General features: G+C 42.5%; 19 protein-coding genes. 5 read left to right on the top strand and 14 right to left on the bottom strand.

All coding sequences use genetic code 11. From position 1 onward, the window contains the following. Positions 1-145: 145 nt before the first annotated feature. From HGO97_RS01725 to arcC, 3 genes are all read left to right on the top strand, one after another. Positions 146-1,765: a DUF975 family protein gene (locus tag HGO97_RS01725; RefSeq protein WP_216238793.1), complete on the top strand. Its 1,620-nt coding sequence runs from the start codon at positions 146-148 to the stop codon at positions 1,763-1,765. Positions 1,766-1,814: 49 nt separating this feature from the next. Then, positions 1,815-2,366, top strand: coding sequence for a prolyl-tRNA synthetase associated domain-containing protein (locus tag HGO97_RS01720; protein ID WP_216238792.1), 552 nt, complete (start codon positions 1,815-1,817; stop codon positions 2,364-2,366). Between the two features lie 127 nt (positions 2,367-2,493). After that, the gene (gene arcC, locus HGO97_RS01715) at positions 2,494-3,426 is read left to right on the top strand and encodes a carbamate kinase (RefSeq protein ID WP_216238790.1); all 933 of its coding nucleotides are present in this window, start codon (positions 2,494-2,496) and stop codon (positions 3,424-3,426) included. A 55-nt stretch (positions 3,427-3,481) separates the two neighbouring features. Here the strand turns inward: arcC and HGO97_RS01710 are convergent, their stop codons facing one another. From HGO97_RS01710 to HGO97_RS01650, 13 genes are all read right to left on the bottom strand, one after another. Continuing rightward, positions 3,482-4,621: an MGH1-like glycoside hydrolase domain-containing protein gene (locus HGO97_RS01710; RefSeq protein WP_216238789.1), complete on the bottom strand. Its 1,140-nt coding sequence runs from the start codon at positions 4,619-4,621 to the stop codon at positions 3,482-3,484. Between the two features lie 65 nt (positions 4,622-4,686). Continuing rightward, complete coding sequence (locus HGO97_RS01705; protein ID WP_216238788.1) at positions 4,687-7,659, bottom strand: glycosyl hydrolase family 2 protein; 2,973 nt, start codon at positions 7,657-7,659, stop codon at positions 4,687-4,689. Beyond that, entirely contained in the window at positions 7,656-9,233 is a 1,578-nt protein-coding gene (locus HGO97_RS01700; RefSeq protein ID WP_216238787.1) for a beta-L-arabinofuranosidase domain-containing protein, read from the bottom strand. Before HGO97_RS01700 ends, HGO97_RS01705 begins: the two co-directional genes overlap by 4 nt. After that, on the bottom strand, positions 9,230-10,969 hold the full coding sequence (locus tag HGO97_RS01695; protein ID WP_216238786.1) for an alpha-L-rhamnosidase-related protein: 1,740 nt from the start codon (positions 10,967-10,969) through the stop codon (positions 9,230-9,232). Before HGO97_RS01695 ends, HGO97_RS01700 begins: the two co-directional genes overlap by 4 nt. Further along, positions 10,959-12,263 (bottom strand): MFS transporter, encoded by a 1,305-nt coding sequence (locus HGO97_RS01690; RefSeq protein WP_216238785.1) that lies wholly within the window; start codon positions 12,261-12,263, stop codon positions 10,959-10,961. Before HGO97_RS01690 ends, HGO97_RS01695 begins: the two co-directional genes overlap by 11 nt. Positions 12,264-12,269: 6 nt before the next feature. Next, complete coding sequence (locus tag HGO97_RS01685; RefSeq protein WP_216238784.1) at positions 12,270-13,106, bottom strand: carbohydrate ABC transporter permease; 837 nt, start codon at positions 13,104-13,106, stop codon at positions 12,270-12,272. A 1-nt stretch (position 13,107) separates the two neighbouring features. Then, entirely contained in the window at positions 13,108-13,983 is an 876-nt protein-coding gene (locus HGO97_RS01680) for a carbohydrate ABC transporter permease (protein WP_216238783.1), read from the bottom strand. Positions 13,984-14,045: 62 nt separating this feature from the next. Further along, the gene (locus HGO97_RS01675) at positions 14,046-15,419 is read right to left on the bottom strand and encodes a family 43 glycosylhydrolase (RefSeq protein WP_216238782.1); all 1,374 of its coding nucleotides are present in this window, start codon (positions 15,417-15,419) and stop codon (positions 14,046-14,048) included. Between the two features lie 187 nt (positions 15,420-15,606). After that, positions 15,607-17,211 carry an ABC transporter substrate-binding protein gene (locus tag HGO97_RS01670; RefSeq protein WP_216238780.1) on the bottom strand — a complete coding sequence of 535 codons (1,605 nt, stop codon included), beginning with the start codon at positions 17,209-17,211 and terminating at the stop codon, positions 15,607-15,609. A 135-nt stretch (positions 17,212-17,346) separates the two neighbouring features. Beyond that, on the bottom strand, positions 17,347-18,360 hold the full coding sequence (locus HGO97_RS01665; RefSeq protein WP_216238778.1) for a LacI family DNA-binding transcriptional regulator: 1,014 nt from the start codon (positions 18,358-18,360) through the stop codon (positions 17,347-17,349). Between the two features lie 288 nt (positions 18,361-18,648). Continuing rightward, positions 18,649-20,232, bottom strand: a complete 1,584-nt coding sequence (locus HGO97_RS01660; RefSeq protein WP_168866620.1) for a DEAD/DEAH box helicase — start codon at positions 20,230-20,232, stop codon at positions 18,649-18,651. 161 nt (positions 20,233-20,393) lie between these two features. Further along, positions 20,394-22,376: an FUSC family protein gene (locus HGO97_RS01655; RefSeq protein ID WP_216238776.1), complete on the bottom strand. Its 1,983-nt coding sequence runs from the start codon at positions 22,374-22,376 to the stop codon at positions 20,394-20,396. Between the two features lie 58 nt (positions 22,377-22,434). After that, the gene (locus HGO97_RS01650) at positions 22,435-23,355 is read right to left on the bottom strand and encodes an AraC family transcriptional regulator (RefSeq protein ID WP_216238774.1); all 921 of its coding nucleotides are present in this window, start codon (positions 23,353-23,355) and stop codon (positions 22,435-22,437) included. A 237-nt stretch (positions 23,356-23,592) separates the two neighbouring features. Here HGO97_RS01650 and HGO97_RS01645 point away from each other — a divergent pair, with 237 nt between their 5' ends. Together HGO97_RS01645 and HGO97_RS01640 are read left to right on the top strand one after the other, a co-directional pair. Continuing rightward, positions 23,593-23,760: a hypothetical protein gene (locus HGO97_RS01645; protein ID WP_216238772.1), complete on the top strand. Its 168-nt coding sequence runs from the start codon at positions 23,593-23,595 to the stop codon at positions 23,758-23,760. Positions 23,761-23,809: 49 nt separating this feature from the next. After that, positions 23,810-24,709: an AraC family transcriptional regulator gene (locus tag HGO97_RS01640; RefSeq protein WP_216238770.1), complete on the top strand. Its 900-nt coding sequence runs from the start codon at positions 23,810-23,812 to the stop codon at positions 24,707-24,709. A 34-nt stretch (positions 24,710-24,743) separates the two neighbouring features. Here HGO97_RS01640 and uxaC read toward each other — a convergent pair whose 3' ends face one another. Beyond that, positions 24,744-26,150, bottom strand: a complete 1,407-nt coding sequence (gene uxaC, locus HGO97_RS01635) for a glucuronate isomerase (RefSeq protein WP_216238769.1) — start codon at positions 26,148-26,150, stop codon at positions 24,744-24,746. Between the last annotated feature and the right edge of the window lie 17 nt (positions 26,151-26,167).

The raw sequence follows: 26,167 nt of genomic DNA, 5'->3' as shown, positions 1-26,167 counted from the left end.
GATTTCATATTCAGCATCTATATGATACATCACCGGGCGCAGTACGGAGATTTTCTTCCTTACTGACGCCCGGTTTTGATTGCTTAATCCTTGCAATTTGACTATAATAGAGGTAATAACGAGTTCTGCCAAGGGGGGAAACCTTATGTGGAAGAGAAAAGTACTAAAGAAAAAGACAAGACAAGCTTTAAAATTCAATTACTGGCGCATGGTTGCCGTCTGTTTTTTGACGGCAATGCTGACGACTGCCTATACCTCCTCCACCATATTTATTAACCTATATGAACCTGATCATACTTCCTCTCCCGCACCTGATGTATCTACAGGTTCTAGTAATTCTGAGATTATCGCAGATACCGTAGAACAGATATCAGATGAGCCTGTGCAGGTTTTTGATTCTCCGGCCGGCTCGGCTCTGGATCTTTTGATCAACACTTACACAAGCGGCAAATCCGTCTTTTTTTCAATCTTAAGAGCATTGAATAATATTCTCGCCCATACCTTTGAACTTTCCTCTGTCTTTCTTATGGCAGGAGTATTACTGGCTTTCTTATACCAGTTTCTAATTGAGAACATGATCGTGATCGGGGAGCGTAGATTCTTTCTGGAGGCCAGGAACTATCACCAGACCCGCATCAGCAAGATTTTCTTCTTATTTAAGCTGAGATTTATTAGGAATCCTGTATGGATCATGCTATGCCGTTCCATATATCAATTCCTGTGGGATCTTACTATCGTGGGTGGTATCATCAAACACTATGAGTACAGTATGATTCCCTTTATTCTCGCAGAAAACCCATCAATCAGCAGGAGTGACGCGTTCCATCTCTCCAAACAGCTCATGCATGGAAACAAATGGCGTATGTTCCTGCTGCACCTTTCTTTCTTCGGATGGCATCTGCTTTCTCTGTTCACCCTGGGCATCCTGGATTTTTTGTTCGTCAATCCTTATATGGCTGGGACAGACGCCGAATTATATATGGAACTTCGGCGCAATTATGTATTGTCCCGTTCCCCAGGATATGAAGCCTTCAACGACCGGCTCCTGGAACAGGTTCCCTCTGAGGATGAACTGCTGATCAGCAAGGCCCTTTATGACGACTCAGAAGGCCCTTACACGAAGATCTCATACTTTGCCCCGGAACAATACCCTGTTTTCCTATATTCCATCCAGCCGCCCGAAAGAGCTGTAAAAGCCCCTATCCATGCGGATAAAAAATACGGCTTTTTATCCTGTGTTTTTCTGTTCTTTGCATTTTCCATATTCGGGTGGATTTTTGAAAGCTTGGTACATCTGATCCGTGACGGTGTTTTCCTGAACCGTGGTTTTTTGATTGGCCCCTGGATTCCATTGTATGGATTATGCGGACTGATCCTGTTGATTGTCGTACAGAAATTCGTGCATAAGCCGATTCCTGCATTTATCATGATGATGGCCATTTATTCCGTGATAGAATATCTATTGAACTGGTTCCTGGAATACGAATGGGATATCGTACAGACCGACTATACAGGCTATCTGTTGAATTTAAATGGCAAGACATTTATTGGAGGCGCTATCTTCTTCGGGCTTCTGGGGTGTGCCTTCTTGTACTATCTGGCTCCGAAATGGGATGATTTGTTCCATGGCCTGCCAGAATACATACAGATCCTGCTGTGCGTCTTACTCTGCACCCTTTTTGCGGCAGACTTTGTATATGCACTGACACACCCGGAACTGCTTTCAGAGTTGTTCAAACCAGGATTTCTCTTTACCAAGGTGTAAAGAATATTTTATAATATAAAAAGAATTTTTGATTGAGAGGATTTTAATTATGGATCAAATTTATGTCAGCAAAGAACACTTTACTTCCAGACCCGACTGCACTGGTCGTCTTGAAAAGGAGATCCGCGTCTATGATGTGCTGGACAAACTAGGAATCCCTTATGAGGGCGTTGATCATGATGTCGCGCCGACAATCGAAGCCTGTCAGGCAATTGAGGCTGAGCTTGGTATTATGCCCTGCAAGAACTTGTTTTTACGCAATCGCCAGAAGACCACCTTTTTCCTTCTGCTGATGCCCGGCGAAAAAAAGTTCATTACAAAAGATTTATCCGGTCAGCTCGGCATCTCCCGACTCTCCTTTGCAGAGCCGGAATTCATGGAAAAGTATCTGGATATCACACCAGGTTCTGTCAGCGTTCTGGGACTGATGAATGATAAAGACTGGTACGTGGACCTCCTGATCGACAAAGACCTGCTGGAGAATGAATACCTTGGATGCCATCCCTGTATCAATACCTCCTCCTTAAAGATCAAGACCCAGGATATTCTGAAAAAGTTTCTTAAGTATACGGGGCACCGCTACCGCGTAGTTACACTTTAGTGCGCCTGTGATTTGGCATTCCTCCGCTTATATAAGTTGACCGTTGCTTTTTCTATGGAAAAATAATATAATTCACTGTATAACACTTGATAGACACAAATTTAGATAGAAAAAGAGGGATATGAACATGAAAAAAAGAGTTGTTGTCGCATTAGGACACCGCGCCCTGGGAACTACCCTTCCCGAGCAGAAGGTCGCCGTGAAAAATACTGCAAAGGCTATCGCAGATTTAATTGAAGAAGGATATCAGGTTGCAATCACCCACAGCAACGCACCGCAGGTCGGTATGATTCATACTGCCATGAATGAATTTGGCAAGACCCATGATGATTATACTGCTGCACCAATGTCCGTCTGCTCTGCCATGAGCCAGGGCTATATCGGATATGACCTGCAGAATGGTATCCGTGAAGAGCTGTTGAGCCGCGGAATCTACCGTACTGTCAGCACTGTCCTTACCCAGGTGATCGTAGATCCATATGATGAAGCATTCTATACTCCGACGAAGGTCCTTGGACGGTATATGACGGCAGAGGAAGCCAATGAGGAACGCAAAAAGGGGAACTATGTCATTGAAGAGCCAGGCAAAGGTTTCCGCCGCGTTGTTTCTGCCCCGAATCCGGTCAAGATCGTAGAATTAGACGCTGTCAATGCGCTGCTTGATGCCGATCAGGTCGTTATTGCCTGCGGCGGAGGCAGTATTCCTGTTCTGGAGCAGGATAACCACTTAAAGGGGGCCAGTGCCGTGATCGAGAAGGACCTGACCGCAGGGAAGCTTGCAGAAGGAGTCAATGCCGATGAACTGATCATTCTGACGAGTGTAGATCAGGTGTGCATCAACCTTGGCCAGCCAAACGAAGAAAAACTCGGGGACATCACCCTGAATCAGGCGAAAGAATACATGGAACAGGGACATTTTGGTATCTATAATATGTATCCGAAATTCCGCGCTGCCGTTGAATTCATCGAAAAAGGAGAAGGACGCGGAGCGATCATCACCTCCTTTGATCAGGTAAAAGAGGCAATGAAAGGGAAAGCAGGAACACGGATTCATAAATAGACATCACTAATAAAATTAACATTGTTTCCACAAAATAGAGTGAGACCGTTTCGGCTCACTCTATTTTCATGGGATTATAGTTATCCTCTACTTCCATTTCCATAAAATATCCTAGAAGAGTCCAGCCCCAGAAGGGATCTAAACCGGTCCCCTCTCCAGTCTCCGTTAGATAATATTCCCGATCTCCTGATTTCAGAATTAATTCCTTAGTCTTATATGCTATAAATCCTGCAATGTCTCGATACCCGTAATCCATTAACCCATGCATCACCATGTAATTCGTTGGGACCCATGTGTTGGCACGCCAGTTACACCCTATATCCCCTTCCAGATGTACTGGACTGTAGCCAGGCTCTGATGCAGCCAGGGCGGGAAGAGGGAATGGCCTCCAGAATTCCATTGGATTTAAAATATGTTCATAGACTAAACGTCTAACCTGATCTTTCTCTGAAATTCCTGCCCAAATCGGCAGAAGGCAAGAAATTGATTTCACTTTAATGGACTTTCCATCTCTTTCATCACGGTCATAATAAAAACCATCCTCCTCATCCCACATCGTCTGCACAGCAGTTTTTCTCTCCTCTGCATACTTTCTATATTTTTGTGCCAGTATCTTCTCAAATTTATATTCACAAACTTTTGCATACGCCAGGCACTCCCGGTATAGATAACAGTTCAGGTCGACACCTTCACAGAAATCCGATTTCCAGACACCGCCCCGTTCGTGTTGATCGTCCATCCCTGTTTCCACGGAGCTTCTCCATTTCGACAGATGATTTCCATTCTCATCTCTTACAAACAACCAATAGTCCAGAGATTTTCCAAGCCGCACAAATATCTCATGATCCACCCAATCAAGATTTCCATCCTTAGAATAGCACAGAAGAACTAACTGTGAGAGGAAAGGCTTCACCATCTCATAATCCTCTTCCCCTGAATATCCGTTCTGTATTGCACGCTTTGAGAAACCATTCTGCTCCTGATACTGTAGATATATTTTAATAGCATTGATCATATATTTTGTATCCCATCCCGCATAAAGCTGAACAATTCCTTCAAAATACTGATCCCAATCATACAATGTTGTGTTCTGGTAACCTGTAAAATGCAGCAATCCTGTGCCCTCATTCTGTACAATTCCTCGTTCCAGCATTTTCCTGACATGATTTAGTTCTTGTTCATTGATGCTTCTCATATTTCCTATACCTCCTTTTTCTATTCTTTACAACTGATGTGTGACTCTACTAGGTCTGCTGCCTTTTATTTCTGTCCATTCATACGCCGAATTCTGGGCTTCTCAAGTAACCCCTGCCCGATGAGTGAATATTCATCCTGCCATTCCTCCTGATCCATCAAGAATACTTCTGGTCCATAAGCCGGCAGCCGCTTTCTCGAACAATGCAGTGGGCCGAATGTATTCCTTCTCGTAAGGACCACTTCCAGATTCCTTGGTTGATTCATCTCACTCATATATGGCGGTGCAAACAGCACCTCGGTAGAATCTCCGATTATCTTCACACAACTCCCTGCAAATTTTATATCCTGAATCTGATAAGCCCCCTCCATCTCTGGCAGATCATACCGAATACTCCCTGAGTAAAATGGAAGTCCCTGATACGTAACATCCCCCGCTTTCAAATAGCGGGGCAGCTGCGAAAGTTCCCATTTCCCCTTATCGGAAAAATTATACACTCCGAACTCTCCCAAAAGATAGACCGCCTCCAAACCATTTTCTATACCATATCTGCTACAGATTTTGATTTCATTTTCTCCTTCTTTCAAAGATCCATATGGTATTTCTACACGTGAAAAACATCTGTCAATCCAGTAATTTTCTGTATTATACTGTATCCTGCTGCCATTGACCCGCATGTCTGATACATGTTCCACATCCTCAAAAGCCAAATAGAGTCTGGATGGAAGCTTCCTAATATGAAACGTATATTTCAGTTCTATATCCCACCGTTTTTCATACTGCTGCCTTTCATATTTCTGGATATACCAGGGCTGCAGCATCTCACCGCCCCTGATAGAAAGCCCCAAATAATTTCTTATTTTCCTGTCTGTTTTTAGAACCTCGCCCTCAAATCGATTTCCCCCAATCTCAGCCTCAACAAAATCAAGAACCAAAACATTCTCTTCACTTAACGAATATGTGAATAAATCAGGCAGTTCCTTTGTTCTTTTGGAAATACGATAAAGCTTTTCTTCTCCTGGGGCAAACTGTACCGTAAGAGTACCGCTTTGCTCATTATCTTCTAAAATTGTTCTTATTTCACCATCTCTGGCATTCCATAATTCTACGGTATTCTCTGCGCCAAAAGATATTTTTATATCTCGGTGTGCTTGATTTCGGTTGCTATTCAAGAGCATCATATATCTTGCATCTTCATCAGAACTTATTCTGCATAGAATTTCCCCGGCGCCCTCACCTTCCAGCACTATCTCCGTTTCGTTTCTACAGGATTGTAAAATCTGATCTTTAGAAAACTTAACTGTTACACACCTTTGCGCTACTTCTTCCACATGCTCAGATAGAATCCCATCAACATATTTAGGACGTTCGCCTGCAAAAATTACGCTCCCCCCCTGCTCTCGGAATTCCTCCAGCAAATCCAATGTCTTCATTCTAATTGTATCCATTCCTGCGATAAGGACCTTTTGATAGCAGCATTTTCCTACATATATCAGTCCGTTTTCTACTTTTCCATGCTTTTCAAGAATAGATTCTTCTCCATAATCAAACTCTACATGTCCACTAACAAGAATCCCAAAGACCTCCTGATACCGTTTTTCCAGATACTGAATCCGTGAGTCTGCCGCTTCCAGCCCTAAAAAGGCACCGCTCCTGCTATATCCCCAAACGCTCTCGATCGGATTGAGCACAAGCAGACTGCACTCATTTTTTCCCTGTGAGGTAAACATCCCAATCCTCGCAAAATAAGTCTCCAATTTTTCATATTCTCTATACCATGCCGACTGGTAGAAAATACTTGCAGGATAATCTCTTTTCGCCTCTCCCTGCATTGTATACCAGGAAAGATGAGGACAACGCAGATTCACTCCGAACAAGGCCTGCCAGTCTCCAACTTGTTTATAATTCTCCAGAGTCATCTGCCATCCTGTCCCACCATACAATTCAGACAAAACAAAGGGCTTATCCAACTGTCTCGCAACAGAGACTGCTTGTTTTACGACCCACCAGCATTCATTCTTCTCCGTCAGAATATCAATTCCTGGATAGTCCATATACTCATAGAATCTCATTAAAGACCCCTGCATCACCGTCTGAGCACTCAGACTATCTTCATGCAGTACATGTCCTGTAAAAATCATATGATTGTCTGAGCACCACTTCTGGATAGGCCGCGCAAAATTTTTTAAAAATAACTTCTGACATACCTCTATATAATCCAGTGCTGCCTTTGAAAATGTACCTTCCTCCCTTAGAAACAAATAGGGCAGTTGTTGTTTTAGATCATAGCCACATTCTTCCTTGAACACGGAAAACAATTGATCTGTATATGGAATCCTATTTTCGCTCCCTTCTGAAAAAGAGCTGAACATAGCTCCCCTGTGAGGTTCATCTGTGAAAACTCCCCGAATACTGGTGCCAATCCTTTTCCCACACTTCTCCGCATATTGATGATGTGTCAGTTCCAAGAATTGTTCTACTGCATCAAAGTTCATAGTATCAAGATACGTATATCCATTATATACATCTTTAGAATCTGAATAGACGATAGAAAAAATCAACAAATTTTCTCCATCTGATGCTTCCGCCTGTTCCACTTTCTTAAGTTTTTTAAAGGTGTTCCCTTCCATCTCACAGCTAAATACGGCTAACGTATTTTCCCCACATTCCACATATTCTCCCGGAGCTGCCATCCTCATCTCAATAAATTTTGCCCGGAAACGTTCTTCCTGTGTGACCAGACCGCCCGCAATCCCTGATGGCCATCTATCCTCATCATAGATCCATGCCTCTAAACCCTGACCGGAAGCCTTATCCGCACATTCATTGATCAAATCAAACCATTCTTCTCCAAGATATTCTGTCTGCAGACCTGTACGTGAATGCATGAAAAATCCGCCGAACCCCATTTCCTTCATAATTTCTATCTGGCGGAAAAGTTCCTCCTTATCCAGCCTCCCATTCCACGCCCAAAAGGGTTTCGCTCTGAACTCTACAGGAGGTTTCTTGAAACTTTCTACAAATTCTTTTTCATTCATGCCCTACCTCTTTCAGGGAATAATATCCTAATTCCATATTCTTCACTTTCTGCCCTTCCCTTCATATCGATCATTTTATCAAGTGTTTCCGTTGGCATTCCTGCTGCTATCTGCCCTTCTATTCCTTCCTCAAGGCATCCGACAATCTGTTCTCCTCTCCAATATCGAAGATATTTTTTCCCGTCATACTCTACACTTTCTTCTCGCAGCGGTATCTCGAATTCTACAGTCAATTCCATTGAAATCCCCTCATAAGAAATTTGTAGAAAATTGCCATTTAAAACAATATTGTTTTCGCCAGTATTCTCTCTAAAACATAGAGATTCCAGTGCAAATTGAGGAATATAAACTTTTATAGAACAGGGAACTCCTCCACATGCCAGAACTTTAAAATTCCCTTTTTGAGGATATTCAGTCTTAAGTTCTAGCCTCATTTCTCCAATATTGGTCCAAATATTGTTCTGATTTAAAATTATGACGTCTCCATCTTTCTGCCAGACTGTATCTGATACCACCTCTGTTAGACCTTCTGCCCCTCGCATTGTACAGCACCAATACGCTTCAAAAATATCCGTTTTTGTCTTTAATACCTCTTCCGTTTTCCCCGTACATACATCACATCCAAATCCGCCATTATATCTCTGTGCAAAACAAAGAGCATTGTAATAGATTCTATGAGCCAATTCCAAATATGAGAGTTCTCCTGTCAACTGATATAATTTCATTGCAACCATATAGGAATCAACAATTGCACATGGTTCTGTCCATGCTGGTTTTCCGAACCAATTTTGATTTGCATAATTTGCGGTCATTCCAAACTGCTGGTATAACCCAAATATACGGATGGCCTGTTCTAGAAACTGTATTTCTCCTGTAATTTCAAAAAATCGCAGCACACCTCGTAATGCACTCAAAGTAGCATGCGTCTGCATGGATGTTCCTATAAAATCAATTTTCCAAAAATTCCTGCACATTTCCCTTAGAAGCAATTCAACATCTGGATCCTTTGTGACTTGGTAATATTCAGCCAGACCATCGATACAGATAAAGGCGCATCCAGTATCTGTGGAAAGCTGCCATCCGTTTTGTACTTTTCCGATACTCCCGCATGCACCACCTTCTCCTCTTATTTCTGTTGGGTAAGAATCATATAATTTCAGCGTCGGCTTATATAAAGCTTCTACAATGGTAACTACCATATGCCATACATTCTTGTCCTTTTTCCAACCGGCATAAGCCATCAGTCCCCTAAGCAGCCAATTATGTCCTGACAGTTGCTGTTCATTCGCCTCCTGTTCCCGTACCACGTCCCCCATGTATCCCGACGCATTCATTACTTTAGGAAGCTGCTCTATAATTTCTTTTAAAAAAGCTGGCTCTCTTTTGGTTACCTGCCCATGAAGAACTAAGGCCAATATTGTCCTGCCTTCCCAATCACCCGGCCATCCATTCTGTTCCATTTGAAAGATTTTTCCTGGTCGGTAGATGTCACTTTCCAGACGGCAGTAATTCTTTAAAATTCTATATCCAAGCTCTCCACTCAATGTACTTACTTCCCAATCCAGCCTTCTCATCCCTGTTCTCCTTGCACAATGATAATTTCCTTGGGCGCTGTTATTCTACTTTCAATTTCCCCATCCGGCTTCCTTACATGATGAATATGTATTTTTCCATAAGGGGTCGGATACGTTCCTTCTGCAAAATCAAGGTCACCCAAATGAGGATTAATCTGAACCTTTTTGCATCCTGGTTCAAGAATCTTTACACCAAGCACATTTTCGCTCAGCCATGGCGTCACACCTGCTGCCCAGCCATGGCAAAGACTGTGCCGATAGCCACAATAGCAGTATCCTCCATATGTCCCATGAACATCTATTTTCCCCTCCTCACGTTTCCATGCATCAATCGGAAGGGCATCCTTCAACCACTCTATATCAAAATCTTCCCAGAAGGTTGTCGCGCCCAGCGCAAGCATTCCACCCCAATATTCTCTGATGCTTTCCAAGCACCCTTGGTAATCCCCTGCCTTTGCCCTGGCTGACAAAATATAATATCCCATGAAGGTAGACATTCCTTTTGAACCATTCTTTCTCAAAAGCTTTTCATTCACATCTACAGCCTCTTCCATTCCTGAAAGTACCATAAGTGCTGCTGCCTGTTTTGCCGATTCAAAATTCGCTTTATATTTTCTCAGCTTTCCTAAATCTTGACGGCATATTTCAGCCATCTCTTCATCCTCCAATTGTTCAAACAGCTTCTCCATTTTTGATGTTGCAAGAATATGAAGTGCCTGAAGCCCGGCATCAACCACACCAGGATTTGCCTTTGACGGCCAGTCAACAAATCGAGTCTCCGGTGTATTATCCTTACCATCTTCTCCAATACAGGAGGACATCTGTTCCTGTAATCCTCTGAGATAGTGATGCTGTTCTTTCAGATATGAAAAATCTCCAGTATACAAAAACCAATCATACTGAATGATAGCCCACCACATAGAATATGCCGGAAAGTCATTCATCCACCCCGGAAGAGGCGTTTCATTTCTTACGAAATCCAAACTTTTCGGCACGGCCTCTTCATTTCCAAAGACCGTCTTAATTGCCGTAATTTCTGGATGAAGATCACCTGCCCACACAAGCCGGTCACGTTTAATTCCATCCCATATATAATTTTGTGTATTCAGGTGTACAGTATATGCACCTGTATTCCAGATTCTGTTCAGCAGCTCGTCACTGCAATGAAAACTCCCTTTATACTCCAGATCCTTATAAATCAAAACCGCCTGTACTGCTTTTAACTCCATTTGCTGATATGGTTCCAGTAGATCAATCCTGACGAATCTAAACCCAGTTTCCCCAATAGGGTTCATGCTCATGTTACCGATTCGTACAATCATGTCCCGGTTCGCATGGTCATTTGTAGCATTCTGGATTCCCCCAAGTTCACTCATTGCCTCCAGGGCAGATTCTCCGAAGCGGACGCGTACCTTTGCTCCCTTTCCCGTCGTCTCTTTCCACGCATGAATCACGATGCCCCCATGTATCTCACACCCAAAATCTAATAAAATAGATGCTGGCTGCCCATCATTACATAAAATGCAAGGGCTCTGCGAATCCAACGAAATCTGAGGACTTCTCTGTTCCAAAAGCACATGGCTGTCTATTACTCTTGCAGTTATATCGTTCGTTTCCCACAGAACTTTCTGTGGGATAAGATAAGCCCTTGCCCTCTCATCTTTCTGCGCTGTTTTTGCAATTCGCTCAGGGATGCTCCTGAATATATCATTTTGAACTAATCCGTTATCCGACATAATAACTCCTCTCTGTATTCCTATTTAAAACGATTTTGGCATAAAACACTGAAACAAGTAAAATGCTTCCTGAAATTATCATATTAATCTGCATTGATCCAATTCCAATGCCTCCGAGCTGATAGACCTTATCCGCAAAAGCTGAAATAATCCCTGAACCAAGCATGCTGCCCGAGAAACCGCCTAGCGCAGTCACGCATGCACAAAGACTTAAATATATCATTGTATTCTGATGACCGATGAATTCATACTGGACCATGAACTGCCCCGTCACGAGCCCGGTAGAAATCAGTCCGCTGGAAATAAAAATCACATATATAAACCCTATAGATTCCTTCGTTACCATTGCCCAGATGAAAAATTGAACCCCAAGAATAAACACTGTAGCATTTAGAATCCTGCTCCAGCGGATTCTATTAGCAATCTTCCCCCATATGGATGATACTGCAATCTGGACACACACCTGAAGTCCTGTCAGGCACATGATATGCGTATATTTCAATTCCAGACAGTCCAACATATAAGTATTATAATAAGGGTTGGCCAGATTCATACCAAGGCTGAGAACAAGCATATATATGAGAAATCTCAAAAAACGCCTGTCTTCCTTTACCACTTTCCAATATAACGGCCATTCCAACCGTTCTTTTTTCTCCTCATTTCTTTCATAACTAATTTTTCGAAGTATTGTATAATCTATCACCACAAGCAATGACGCTATTAAGAAAGCTGTTGCAAATCCTATATATTCCAAATTTGCGACTTTTAGCTGGTCAATCAGATAAGCAGCACCAAATGAAATCAACATTGTCACACCAACGACCATTCTGTCACGAAAAGCAAAAAATGTCCCCTGCTTTTCAGCAGGAATAGTCTGGACCATCCAAAGATTCAGATGTATTCCTGCGCTAGATGCGAATGTATATGATACTGTTAATATCATAGCTGTCATCCAGATCTTTACCGGCTGTCCACTGTCACGAAACAATATCGGAATCCCTACAATTGACAGGATTCCAAACCTCGCCGCCAGTACTATGCAGTTAATCATTTTTTTGTAATTATAAAACCAGTTCCACATCTTTCCGATAGCAAGCTGCAGTATATTCGCAAGCAAAGGAATGGATAAAAACACACCGATCCTGGATGGCCTTACCCCTATATAAAGAAGCAGGCCTGTCATTAAAACACCTGAAATAAGATTATTATATGTAGAAGTAATCATCTGGGAAGCCAAAAATCTCTTCTGATCTCCACCGAATTTTCTTACCTGGGCAAGCATTCCTTCTTCCATATTCTTTTACCCCTTGACGGCACCGCCTATCATTCCCTGGACATAGTACTTCAAACAGCTGGCAGTCGCAATAAGAAGAGGGATCGTACCTATAATAAAAGCTGCTGCGATCAGTCCCATATCCGTCGTACCGTTCCCTGCCGCATTGTTAAATACAATCTGGCAGAACGTCTTTGTATCATCTCCTCCAGTTAATGCGATAGTCGGCCAAATATAATCATTGTACATAGATACTACGCTCGTAATACCAACCGTAATCAAAATCGGTTTTGAAAGTGGCACTGCAATATGAGCAAAACAATAGAATTCACTTGCCCCATCAATTCTGGCTGCCTCAAAAATATCATTTGGAAGCCCGCGGAAAAATGATTCCGCCAGAATAATCCCCATAACCTGCTGACCTGCAATATACGGTATGATCAGTGCCCACGGCGTATTTAAAAGCCCCATTTTGTCAACGATCCCATAATTCGGGATAATGAGCAGCGTATAAGGAATCATCATCACTGCCAGGACCAGTGTGTACAATATTTTTTTCCCTTTAAATTTCATTCTGCCAAATGCATAGCCGGACAATGATACTACAATTAGGATTCCTGCAAGCGATATGACGCAGACAAAAATGGAATTCCCAATAGGCTTTAAAACAAAATCAATCGCCCTCTTAAAATTTTCAATATAAATCTGAGTCGGCAGCCCCAGAAAGTCATTCATGATCAATACAGAAGGCTTAACTGACATGTTAATCAGCATTACGAATGGAAAAAACGTAATGAACAATAATGCAATAGTCAACAGTCTGCTGGCAAGATAGCCGATTCCAATTTTTCTTTTCGCTTTCATCTCAATCCTCCTCTTTCATTGTTTTACGTGACAGAAGCGTCAATATGATGATTACTACAAACAGGATTACGCCCATTGCAGAGGCACGCCCGAATTTTCCATCCCCGAAGGCTACCTTGTACATTTGTAGAGCAGGTATCGTCGTTGCAAATCCCGGACCTCCGTTCGTTGTTGCTGCAACCAGTCCAAAACCGGAAAGACTCTGAATTAGAGACAGCGTCACTACGATTTTGATATATGGGGTCAAATTCGGCACATGTATGTTTCTTACTACATCCCATTGGGTCGCACCATCCACAATTGCTGCTTCATACAACTCCTCTCCAATCATATTCAGTCCCGTATGAATAATCAAAAAATACATACTTGAAATAAACGGAAAACCAATCAGTACGATACTAAGCAGGGCTGTCCCCTGATCATTCAACCAGTTATGTGAAAGATTCTCCATGTGAAGAAGCTGCAATATCGAATTGAATCCGAAATTGGGATTGTACAAAAATTTCCATATTAAAATCACGACAATCTGTGGAACCAGCATTGGAATTACAAATGCCGTTTTAATGATATTCGCGATTCGTTTGTGCTTAATAAAAAATAATAGTTCTGCTGCCAGAAGCGGGAAAAAAACACTTGTAAAAACAGCAGCTACTGTAATGATCAATTGATTCCGAAAAGATGTCAAAAACATTTCATCATGAAATGCCGCAATGTAATTTTCGAGCCCTACCCAGTGGGCTGTCTGCCCAAATGCGGAATCTGTAAATGATGTATAAATGGCATTTCCAATTGCATAATACGAGAAAATAGCCAAGAAAATAAACGTTGGTGTAAGGAAAAGATATGGCAAGAGTTTTGCCTTCCATGTTTTTTTCATAATGTATCCTTTCTTAAATTTTATATAAAATCTGACTCAAACCGCTTCCATTTCTGAAAGTATTATTCAAACCGAATCTTTTTAATCTGGAACTTACTGTCACAATCCATGACTTCCACCAGTAAGGTCCCTGCTTTATTCTCTGCTTCTATCAATGAAAAAGCATCTTCCTTACCACGGATTGTCAATTCTGCCAATAATAAATTTCTTTCTTCTCCAAGATAAAGCCTTATCGTCCCTGTACTGTTTCCAGAAACCTTTACACTTGAAACACCGCTGCTAAAATCAACATAACGGAAGATAGCAGTATCACCACGTGAAATATTTTTTAGAACATCATGCTCACCATTGATAGGGTCTTCTGGTTCCAGATAACATGTTCCCAAGAGCCCACAGGCATATGTCATCTCGATATCCTCCCCTGGTCTAAACGGTTCCCCGAGTCCCTGCGACGTCATAATTACCGGGATAATTGTCCCATCCTCTCTGAATTTTATCGGCTCGGCACATACCCGCCTAAAGAATTTGTTTCCCCTTACAGTCCGATGGTAAAAAACATACCAACTGCCCTTGAACTCAACAATTGAACCATGGTTATTCCATGTATCTAGATCGCATCCCTTGTTATCTATAATTACCCCTTTATACTCATAAGGTCCCAGAGGGGACTTAGACATCGCATATCCGAGGCTGGTCGGATCTGTCGATGTGATATCTGCATAAATGCAATAATAATAGTTCCCACGTTTTCTGATACTCATTCCTTCATGAAAATGGTGCTCTTCTTCTGTCACAAGGTCTATAGTCATTGTAGAACGGTCAATTTCTGTCATATTCCTTTTTAATTTTGCACCACAGCCGCGAAATTGTCCCCAATAATAATAAGCCTGTCCGTCATCATCAACGAAAACAGCCGGATCTATTCCCTTGCAGTTCATTCGCCTTACATCGTGGAATGGTCCCTGCGGTTCTTCTGATACAGCTACTCCCTCCGAAGAATCAGAACACGGAAAATATAAATAGTACTTCCCCTCATATTCTGCTGCATCTGGAGCATAAATAAAGTTGCTTGCCATCCTTCCCTTTTTCCCTTTGGCATTCGTTTCCCGATACCCAGCATTTAGCTTTCTAAGCATTGGAGTATCTACTTCCCCAGCCTCACTAAAAATCCATTTACTATCTCCGGCCTCCTGAATCCATGGAATTTGTTCGGAACGAAGACAGCTATTGTGGATTACCCACTTTTTCATATCCGAAGTAGATACCACTTTAAGTACATCACTCTCATAGGTATCATCAATTTCTGGATTCCCTACATCTCCATAAAGGTATAGCCTTCCATCCTGCATCTGATGTCCTTCTACGTCAGATATCAAATAATTTGACGGTAGAATTGGATTTCTGGAATTACAATAAATCCTTTCTATGTTATCCACGTTACTTCTCCTTATTATTTATATTTAAAAAAGGTGAAGGTAATCTTGTCATCACCATCACCTTTTCCAGTAAATCTATTGCTCATTCATTTACAATTTTATCCATTGTGTGTTATAATATATGTGCTGCATTCCACAGGTAATCATTCCACTGGTCCCTGTTCCAAGGAAAGCAGCCTTTTTTATATTATTCTTTTGCGTTATCTGCTGTGGCAGGATCCAGATCATATCCGGCTGCTTTTATTGCTTCCTCATTATATTCATCATATAAAGGCTGTAATTGCTCAAGCATCTCTTCTGCGGTAATTTTCTCCACACTGAACTGGTTAATTAAGTCATAGAATTTTGGTTTATTGGCTTCTGTTACTCTTGTAAATCCATCCAGGTTATCCCAATCTCTCGAAGTTCCTTCCGGTACAAATCCATCCAGTTTTTCCTGAAGTGCTTCATCTAATGTAACACCTGCAATAACGCTAGGTCCCTGAATATAATTTCCATTTGTCAAAGTCTCTTCATAAATCATCTGTGCTCCGCTTGGAGAATACATATATTTATAGAAGTCTTTTACTCTTTCTGTATGGTCTTTATCTTCTTTCTGTACGATTGCCATTTCATTACCTAATACATAGAGCCCTCTCATGGTCGACTGAAGTCCCTCCGGTGCCTTTTCAAAGGAAGGGAATTGGAAGGTCGCCCATTCAAACTGCTGGTCTTCCGGCAGCATATTGATATCTGATAAAACCTTTCCGGCATTGAAACTTCCTTGAAGCAGCATCGGAGAATTTCCCATCTCAAAGTCAGTAATAATCTGATTTGTATCAGCCTGTACCCAGTTATCCGGGAAGTATTTTGCGATTTTTCCAAATGCAGTATAAATCGTTTGATTCAACTCTGTATTAACTCCATTTTCCTTCTTATAAGCCATGATACGCTCATCGCTGTTGACCAGGTTCTTATCACATGCGAGATTTGTCTCATCAAACTTGAAGTTTTCATTATCCTTCATGGTACTTTCATCCCAGGCAGCATCTCCTGGCTGAACAAGAAATGTCTCTTCCATTGTACGATATCCCGTGTCGGCTATGGCATTCAAAAACCAGCTTGATTCCAGACCTGCTGATACTGGATATTTATATCCTTTGTCACGAAATTCCTTACAGATCTTCTCTAGCTCCTCGAAAGTCTCTGGAATCTCTATTCCTTCTTTATCAAAGATATCTTTATTATAGAAAAATGCAACACCAATCTTATCAAACGGCAGGATTCCCATCTTTGATCCGCCAGTTTTATTAAGTGCAATGGCAAGATCACTCTCTTCAAAAACATCTCGTACAAGTTTTCCAGCATTATATGGATTCTCTTCATCCAGCATTGGTGTAAGATCCATCACATACCCCTTTTCAAAAGCAAGATTCCAACTGCTTCCTGTAAGGGCATTCACAAGGAAATTTCCATGAACGATATCAGATGCCTCCTCTTGGTTCCCACTGAATGAAGTCTTCATCTTTGTCATATAGGAATCATTATCCGATACGACATCCACAACGACCTTTGTCTCTGGATGCAGCTTCATATACTCCTCTGCTGCCTTTTTCTGCCCGGCTGTATAATAATTGTTAATAACAGTCAGGATAATCTCATCCTTTTTACTGGAATCCCATGCCACATCAGAAGATGCCGCAGTGCTTTTGGATTCCTCCTTCTTTTCCTCTTTGCCGCATCCTGACAGCATTCCTGTCAACAGCATACTTCCTGCAAGCACAAGTGATATTACTTTTTTGTATCTTTTCATATTCCTTCTCCTCTTCTTTTATACTTGATAACGGCCTATACATGTACACAGCCTATGCTGTAGGTAATCGTTCCACCGGTCCCTATATATGTAATCCTCCTTTCCTGTTTTTTGCATATTCCGTTACTTTCGGATTTATCTCCTACATTGGGATGTTGAATTTCTTACAATCAGTTCCATATCATACTCGTGATAGCTTGTTCCACCCTTTATCATGTTCGAATATAACATTTCAAAGGCCTTCTCACCAAATTCTACTTTGTTCATTGACATAGTGGTCAACTCTGGCTCCCAATACTTTCCAAATTCAATCCCGTCAAATCCAATCACAGACACATCTTCCGGTATCCTTATTCCGCATTCTTTTAAAGCTTTCATTGCACCTAAGGCAACCAGGTCATTCACACAGATAACTGCTGTAAACTCTTTTCCTGAATCTATTAATTGCCTGGCATATTGATAACCGTCTTCCATTCCTGTGGAATATGGATATTTACCTTCAATCAAAAGCTCCTCGCCACAGGGAAGCTGAAGTTTTTCTACCATATCCAAATATCCTTTGATACGCAGGTCATATGCCAAATTTTTCCCCAGCCCACTGATATAAGCAATCCTCTCGTGCCCCAGCTTATACAGATACTCCATAATTTCCCGCATTGCTCCCATGTGGTTCATCTCTATAGAAGATACCTTTCTAAAGTCTGCACATACATTTCCGCTGACCACAATCTTGATTCCCTTTTGAACTAGGTTATAAATCTTATCTACATTGAATTTGTAAGGTATTGCAGCAACAAATACCCCATCAACACGTCTTGTAATAAAATTATCAAAATACTCATCCAGCTTATTAAACCCGGTACATATGTTTACAAAATAATTCTTTTCATTCGCAGCATTCTCAAACCCTCTTACAATGTCACCAAAAAAAGGATTTGCCAGGCTCTCTAACACAATTCCTAATTGCATACTCCTCTTTGTTGACATAGATCTGGCTATCATATCCGGCCTGTAATCTAAGGCTTTTACCGCCTCCAGCACCTTATCTGCTGTACTTTTTTTTACCTTTCCCGGATCGTTTAACACATTGGAAACAGTAGCTGTGGATACGCCTGCCATTTTCGCGACATCTTCTCTCGTTGCTTTCATATGTCCTCCTATTTACTCCTCATAATTTACTCGGGTAAATTTATTCTTTTAAAAAAATGTACAAAAAAATTTATACCAATCATATTTTCACGTTAAACTTATGATTTTTTGCCTTATTTTTCTGTACAATCTTTCGTTTTCTTTTTTATTATAATTGAATAGTAACACTTTTTTATCTTACTGTCAATTATTTTAATGTTTTTTATTTACGCGCATAAATATTTTTGTTTACTAACCAAAAAGTGCCATGCCAGAAGAACTATTTTCTCCTGGCATAGCACTCTATTTTTATTTCTGATTCGCCGGTTCAACTGCAACTGACTTTCCTTTGATTTTCGCATTATTCATTGCATTCAGCACATCTCTTGCATATTCCCTTGGAACTTCTACAAAAGTATACTTATCGAACATATCAATCGATCCAATCAATTTTCCAGGAATTCCGCTCTCGCCTGCCAAAGCACCAACGATATCTCCCGGTTTTGCTTTATTTTTCTTACCGATATTGATGAACAGCCTTACCATTCCGGCTTCCTCAGCACCTGTATCCCCGAACTCCATCTCCTCCTGGCTTACTTCATTCTGCCCGGAGCTGATCTTCAAGAAAGCTGCCGCCATATCCATGGCTGTGTAATCGGAATCATTGACTTTATTCTCGATTGCCTGGAGATATTTGGTCAGGTCCTCTGTCTCGATAATATTGTCGATCTCCTCCAGAATATTTTCCATCTTCGTGGTCGCTACGTCATTCAGAGAAGGTACCTTCTGTGCATAGATCTTGGTCTTGCAGTAGCGCTGGATCTCTTTTAACTTATAGACTTCTTTTCCTGATACAAAAGAGAAGGAACGTCCCTCACGTCCAGCCCTTCCGGTCCTTCCGATACGGTGTACATAATACTCGTCATCCTGCGGCAGATCATAATTGAATACCGCTTCCACTTCTTCTACATCGATTCCTCTGGCCGCTACATCTGTTGCTACAAGGATATCTGTCTTACCAGAACGGAATCCCTGCATCACCCTGTCACGCTGTGCCTGCTTCATATCACCATGCAGACCGGCCGCAAAGTAACCTCTTCCCAGCAGACCATTCACAAGAAGGTCTACCTGCTTCTTCGTGTTACAGAATACAACGGACAGCTTTGGTGTATAGATATCCAGAAGGCGTGCAAGCACTTCTTCCTTACTCTTCGGCTTTACTTCATAATAATACTGTTCAATGTTCGGAACAGTCAGTTCCTTCTTTGTAACTTTCACAAGCTCTGCATTCTTCTGGAACTTCTTTGTGATTTCCAGAATTGCCGGAGGCATGGTCGCAGAAAACAGAACTGTCTGACGCTCTTCGGGTACTCCTTCCAGGATTGTCTCGATATCCTCGCGGAATCCCATGTTCAACATCTCATCTGCCTCATCCAGAACAACCGTGTGGACCTCTTCCATCTTAATTGTCTTTCTGCGCATGTGGTCCATTACACGTCCCGGAGTACCGATGATGAGCTGAGTACCGCTCTTAAGGGAACGGATCTGCTTTACGATCTCCTGGCCGCCATAGATCGGGAGTACCTTAATTGCATGCATATATTTTGCCAGAGAACGGATCTCCTCCGCTACCTGGATTGCAAGTTCTCTTGTGGGGCAGAGTACGACTGCCTGAAGCTTCTTATTCTTAGGGTCGATCTTCTCTAAAAGAGGGATTCCGAACGCTGCTGTCTTACCTGTTCCAGTCTGGGCCTGGCCGATGATATCCTTTCCAGTCCTCATCACAGGAATTGCTTTTGCCTGGATCGGAGAAGCCTCCTCAAATCCCATATTTTTAACTGCTTTCATGATTTCGGGACACAGTCCCAATTCTTCAAACCTTGTTTCTTCCATAAAACTCCTTCATTCATTAAAATTACTCAAAAAAAGCACCCTTTACCTGACATCAAGTAAAGGATACTCATTAGTCTCACGTGTTATCATAACAGAATTTGAGCCAGATGTCAATTTTATGCGAACGATTGTTTTATGCGAACGATTCAGCCATATAGCGTTTAGCCGAAGCGAAATGATTCCCCATTTTCTGCAAAATAAGCACGCATGCTGGTCTCTTTTGCGCATATGTCTCTTAACTTCCTCATATTCTCTCTGTACTTTTCCATCAGATGCCCCAGGAAAAATTCATTTTTCGGCTCAAGCCCGTTATCTGCCCCCTTCTCTATGTACAGATCAGTCTGTCCCTCACCGATCTTTTTTAGAAAGCCCTGCATCTGGACCGCGAACGCTATGATTTGCTCCCGTTCTGCCGCTGTCACCGTCTCTGTTGTCACATAGAACACCATCTGCTCGACCTCCGCGACCATTCGCCAGAGCACATTCAGAAGGCCCATGCAGCGTTCCATCTCTTCCTCCTTATTCTTGCTCAGATATTCCATTGCCTGACCGTATGTCAGGCCGAACTGTGCAAGGGCATCCTCCATCACAGTATAATCGATTCGCCGTCTACACCCTATGCGCAGGAAATCCAGATAGTCCGTCTCCATATGGACCACTTCCCTTAGGTTAAAGCGAAACTGCCCATACAGGCTTGTGGGGAAGCAGAAACGGTTCGCGAACAGAACTAAAAGTACCGCGGCAAGCACGTATATCAGCCTTAATTCCACCGCCGTGGTGCTGTTCAGCGACAGGGATGCTAAAGTCAAGGCAAATCCCGTAGAAAAGGATACCTGTTGGATACTCCCCGGAGTAAAGGAGTACATGAATGAAATCAGAACGGCTGACAGGATAAAATGCGCTGTAATGCTCTGCAAATACATCAGGATGAAGAAGACGACCACGCTTCCTGCTGCTGTGCCCAAAATCCTGTTCTTCAGCCTTCGGGTACTCTCCTCGTACATAGGCTGTACCAAAAGGAATGCATTTAGAGGCAGCCAGTAAGAATGGGTAATATTCAGACATCTGCTGATACTAAAGCTGACCATCAGCACAAGGGACAGCCTAAGTGCAAAGCGCATTTCGAACTGATTCGGATGCAGTCTTTCCCGCTTTTCCTGGAAAAAGTGTCTCCAGTCAATCCGTCCGTCATCCTGTGTCTTCTCCTTCTCTGTGATAGTTTTTAATGCAAATACAAGCAGATGCATCAAGTTTCTTGTAAATAACCTGGTTATCTCACTGACCTCATTGATTTCATTCAAGATTTCACCCGCTGTCTGTATCAATGGCTCATTATTTTCCTCATTCAACTGTTCCTTGACCTGTTCCAGATACTTGGATAACCTTCCAAAAAGCACCCGGTCCGGCTCAGAGAACGTATTCTTCTGCTGAAGATAGTCCACTACAAAATAAGCAGTCCGCTGGAACAGAAGTGCAAAAATATAAGGCACACTTACTGTCCCGTTTCCGCCGACCCGGCGGGCAGCCTGTCCTCCTGAATAGAACCGATTCTGTATCGCGGCCATCTCTGCTGAAATCCCCCGGATCTCCTTCCCCTGAGACAGCTCCCCGAACCGGAAGGCCATAGCCCCCACCCCTTCCTTCACTGCCAAGTCCTCCTTTTCTTTTCTGTGCCAAAATGCCCACAGCCTCATCGCTGCGGCGAGCGCACATAAGATGCAGACATAAACGCCAAGCTGCGGCAGCAGCCCCTCCTTATCCACCGGACGAAGCTGTAAGAACACAAAGACCATGGCATTGGTAAAATATCCCCTCTGATTGAATCTTGTCGTTCTTAAAAAGACCAGCAAAAACGGTACCAATCCATTCATCAAAACGCACAGCACCATGCTCTGCTGTGCCGCAAACGCCAGGACACAGAGTATCAACTGCTCCATCCCCAGACTGAACACGTTCTTCCACCGGAACTGTTTTTGATAATTCAGCTTAAAAGTCGTTGTCACAACAGACACCAACAATAAATAGGAAGTACCAAATAGAAAAATCACGCCATAGAACACGACCAAATAAAACAAGATGATCGGTACTGCTTTTATAAAATTACTTTTGAACGTCCCCGCCTGTTCCTTCCATTTCTCTATCATGAAACCACTACCAATCCTCTCCATGTCCATCCAGGACAAGTACTTGAAACAAGACATCCTACCATGCTGTTTCCTCTCTTTGTTTTTGACTATTCTTCCTATATTCGTTGGGTGTGCAGTTCATATGCCTGCGAAATGTCTTTCCAAAATAGCTGCTTGAGCTAAATCCCGTCTTCATGGCAATTGTCATAATACTGTCTTTTGTAAAGCTCAAAAGGCCGCAGGCCACCTGCACACGGTAGGACTTCAGATACGCAAAGGGCGTGATGCGGAGCATTTTCTGAAAACAGCGCAGGCACTCCCGCTCACTAATATGAGCGGCATCTGCAATATCCTTTAAAGCAAGCTCCTCCGCATAATGCTCCTGAATGAATAGGAGCATTGCTTTTAATCTGCTCTCACTGTTATAGTTGAGTTCCTTTCCTGTAAAGATAGATTCCTTCTGATCTTCATAAAGATCCAGCATCAACTCTGCACTTAGATTCCGGGACTGCACCTCGTAGCCGAATGCCCCCTCCCTCTCCAGCGCTGTCAGCTTGCCCAGTTTCTCCAATATCCGCTTCTGAACTGGATTTTGTAATTGCAGGGCAACAAGTGTGATCCTGCTGCATTTGAGCAGGGGAGTCAGATATTTTGTGTCGATCAGACTTTTTGGAGACGCGATGAACTCCTTCGGAAACATATGTACATCATACTTGATCGGTGTCAGCGGCTTTGGCGTCCAGAGCTGATGCAGTACGTTTGCATTTACAAACACGCCCTCTCCTGGTTGAATACATACCCTTTTATCCGGTGCAAAATATTCGAGGACCCCCTGATGTACTACAACGAATTCCACCTCCTGATGCCAATGCCAGGGGACCAGATAAGTCCGCCCCAGAGACGGGGTAATCTTACGAATCACATAGGGATACTCCGACTTCATTTCAAAAATCTCTTCCTCTTTATGATCTGACATCTTTAATTCTTCCAGAAACATGTCTTTCCTCCTTTTCGGCCTGTTCCCATCTCTCACTTGGCGTTATTTTACCATTATTCGGTCGGTATATCGGTATATTTCATCCCAAATATACGATAATATCATAGTAAGAAGTGTAGTACTTTCAAAATCAGAAGTCAATATAACCGAGAAAATAACGCCAATCAAAAGTAAATCAACAATCCGCTATGGTACAAATGAAAAGTAAATCATAACTGAAAGAAAGGAGTGCCGGATATGAAGTTTGAATGGTTCGAACAACTGCGTTACCTGGAATCACACACTGAGGACATCGATGAGTTCGACAAAAAGCTATGTGCATTGACCCAGCAGGATGTCACGAGGCTGGTCGCTGCGTTACAACAGAAAGAAGCCCGGGATTCCCGGAGATGTATGATATTGTAAATCTTGCGCTTTTCTGCTAACATACATAGTAAGCAGAAAGGAGTTATGTATGAAAAAAAATCTCCAGACCAAATTCAGCACAAGACAGTACATGCTTTCCCAGGATTTCGAGATTTATTACTATAACGACAGGAATCTTCCTCCGCATGTTGAAATGCATGCCCACAATTATTATGAATTTTACTTTTTTCTGGAAGGAAATGTAAAGATTCAGATACAGGAAAAACAGTATCCCCTGCAGTATGGCGATCTCATCCTCATTCCTCCCCATGTCCATCATAGGGCTGTCGTTGAGGATATGGATATTCCATATCGCAGATTTGTCTTCTGGATCAGCCAGGAATATTGCAATCATCTATTGGATATCTCCCCGGATTTTGTGTACCTCCAGCAATATGTCCAGATCAGGAACGATTATATCTTCCATAATGACCGCATTACCTTTAACTCAATTCAATCCCGCATTTTACGACTAATTGATGAACAGCGTTCTGATAAGTTCGGGCGGGCCCCCAAGATCACCCTCTGTGTAGATGATTTGATCCTGCATCTGAACCGTCTCGTATATGAGCGGAATAACCCCCAGAATCCACATGTAGCAGAATCACTTTATCAAAATGTCATCCAATATATTGAGGATCATCTGGATGAAAATCTCTCTCTGGATGTCCTGGCCGGGGAGTTCTATGTCAGCAAATATCATATCGCGCATGTGTTTAAGGATAATCTGGGACTTTCCATCCACCAGTATATCACCAAGAAACGCTTGAGCGCCTGCCGGGAAGCCATACAGGGCGGGGAGAATATCACCCAGGCCTATCAGATGTTCGGATTCGGTGATTATTCCAGCTTCTACAGAGCATTTAAGAAAGAATATGGCATCTCTCCCAAGGACTGCCAGGATATGATCACACTCGATACTCAGAAAAGGCCGCCCGCCGGATATTAATTTATCCGGCAGACGGCCTTTTGTTTTTTTTCTTCTACAGATCAAATCCAAAATAACGCACTGCATTCTCATAGGAGATTCCTTTGATAATCTTCTCAAGAGCCTTGTAATCCTCAGGGTATTCTCCGTTTTCCACCCATCCTCCGATCAGTTCACAGAGGATTCGTCTAAAGTATTCATGTCTTGTATAAGATAAGAAGCTTCTGGAATCTGTCAGCATGCCGATAAAGTTGCCCAGCAATCCCAGATTCGCAAGTGAGATCATCTGCTCGATCATACCTGTCTTATTATCATTGAACCACCATGCACTTCCCTGCTGGATTTTTCCCACCGCGCTGGAATCCTGGAAACATCCGATAATGGTTCCGATGGATGCGTTATCGGATGGGTTCAGAGAGTACAGTATTGTTTTCGGAAGTTCATCCGTTTTTGCCAGTGCATTCAGGTAATCTGCCATTTCTGCCGATGGAGCATAGTTATTGATACAGTCGATTCCTGCATCCGGCCCGATCTGTCCGAAAATCTTCTGGTTGTTGTCACGCTTTACGCCATAATGAATCTGCATTACCCAGTTTTTCTTATGATATTCTCTGCCCATGGATGTCATGAATGCAGTCTTGAACTTCAATTCCTCCTGACGGTCCACGCACTGTCCTGATAATCTCTTCGCAAAAATCGCCTCGATTTCTTCGTCGGATGCCGGAAGATACATCACATATTCCAGACTATGATCAGAAATGCAGCAGCCATTTTCTGCAAAGAAATCGATACGTTTCTTCAACGCTTCTTTGAGTGACGCAAAGCTGTTGATCTCTACACCGCTCACTTCACCTAATTTTTTCAGATACTCCATGTAATCTGCCTTTTCCAGGTTCATCCCCTTATCCGGGCGCCATGCCGGGAGTACCTGGACATCGAAGCTTTCATCTGCTGCGATCTTCTGATGCCATTCTAAGGAGTCTGCCGGATCATCTGTCGTACAGATCAATGTCACATTAGATTGTCTGATCAGATTGCGGGCCGTCATATCATCCTGTGCCAGTTTTTCGTTGCAGAGGTTCCAAACCTCCTCTGCGGTCTCACTATTTAAGTACCCGGTATAACCAAAATACTTTTTCAGCTCCAAATGGCTCCAGTGATATAATGGATTACCGATTGCCATCTCCAATGTCTCTGCCCACTTCTGGAACTTCTCACGGTCTGTGGCATCTCCGGTAATGAATCTCTCCTCTACGCCGTTGGAACGCATCTGACGCCACTTATAATGATCGGCACCGAGCCATGCCTGAGTAATATTCTCAAATTTTCTGTCCTCATAGATTTCCTGCGGGCTGATATGGCAGTGATAATCCAATACCGGCATCACCTCTGCAAATTCATGATATAACTTTTGCGCTGTTTTTGTTGTCAACAGAAAATCATCGTCTAAAAATTTTTTCATATCCGTTCTCCTTATCT

It is taken from the genome of Faecalicatena faecalis (assembly GCF_012524165.2).
GTDB classification, from domain to species: Bacteria; Bacillota; Clostridia; order Lachnospirales; family Lachnospiraceae; genus Faecalicatena_A; species Faecalicatena_A faecalis.
The sequence above is the reverse complement of the archived record's forward strand: the minus strand, read 5'-3'. Positions and strand labels throughout refer to the sequence as shown.

Excerpts from the sequence above, each read along its gene's own strand:
- HGO97_RS01725 (WP_216238793.1), top strand. The coding sequence starts at position 146 with ATGTGGAAGAGAAAAGTACTAAAGAAAAAGACAAGACAAGCTTTAAAA.
- HGO97_RS01720 (WP_216238792.1), top strand. The coding sequence starts at position 1,815 with ATGGATCAAATTTATGTCAGCAAAGAACACTTTACTTCCAGACCCGAC.
- arcC (WP_216238790.1), top strand. The coding sequence starts at position 2,494 with ATGAAAAAAAGAGTTGTTGTCGCATTAGGACACCGCGCCCTGGGAACT.
- HGO97_RS01710 (WP_216238789.1), bottom strand. The coding sequence starts at position 4,621 with ATGAGAAGCATCAATGAACAAGAACTAAATCATGTCAGGAAAATGCTG.
- HGO97_RS01705 (WP_216238788.1), bottom strand. The coding sequence starts at position 7,659 with ATGAATGAAAAAGAATTTGTAGAAAGTTTCAAGAAACCTCCTGTAGAG.
- HGO97_RS01700 (WP_216238787.1), bottom strand. The coding sequence starts at position 9,233 with ATGAGAAGGCTGGATTGGGAAGTAAGTACATTGAGTGGAGAGCTTGGA.
- HGO97_RS01695 (WP_216238786.1), bottom strand. The coding sequence starts at position 10,969 with ATGTCGGATAACGGATTAGTTCAAAATGATATATTCAGGAGCATCCCT.
- HGO97_RS01690 (WP_216238785.1), bottom strand. The coding sequence starts at position 12,263 with ATGGAAGAAGGAATGCTTGCCCAGGTAAGAAAATTCGGTGGAGATCAG.
- HGO97_RS01685 (WP_216238784.1), bottom strand. The coding sequence starts at position 13,106 with ATGAAAGCGAAAAGAAAAATTGGAATCGGCTATCTTGCCAGCAGACTG.
- HGO97_RS01680 (WP_216238783.1), bottom strand. The coding sequence starts at position 13,983 with ATGAAAAAAACATGGAAGGCAAAACTCTTGCCATATCTTTTCCTTACA.
- HGO97_RS01670 (WP_216238780.1), bottom strand. The coding sequence starts at position 17,211 with ATGAAAAGATACAAAAAAGTAATATCACTTGTGCTTGCAGGAAGTATG.
- HGO97_RS01665 (WP_216238778.1), bottom strand. The coding sequence starts at position 18,360 with ATGAAAGCAACGAGAGAAGATGTCGCGAAAATGGCAGGCGTATCCACA.
- HGO97_RS01660 (WP_168866620.1), bottom strand. The coding sequence starts at position 20,232 with ATGGAAGAAACAAGGTTTGAAGAATTGGGACTGTGTCCCGAAATCATG.
- HGO97_RS01655 (WP_216238776.1), bottom strand. The coding sequence starts at position 22,376 with ATGATAGAGAAATGGAAGGAACAGGCGGGGACGTTCAAAAGTAATTTT.
- HGO97_RS01650 (WP_216238774.1), bottom strand. The coding sequence starts at position 23,355 with ATGTTTCTGGAAGAATTAAAGATGTCAGATCATAAAGAGGAAGAGATT.
- HGO97_RS01645 (WP_216238772.1), top strand. The coding sequence starts at position 23,593 with ATGAAGTTTGAATGGTTCGAACAACTGCGTTACCTGGAATCACACACT.
- HGO97_RS01640 (WP_216238770.1), top strand. The coding sequence starts at position 23,810 with ATGAAAAAAAATCTCCAGACCAAATTCAGCACAAGACAGTACATGCTT.
- uxaC (WP_216238769.1), bottom strand. The coding sequence starts at position 26,150 with ATGAAAAAATTTTTAGACGATGATTTTCTGTTGACAACAAAAACAGCG.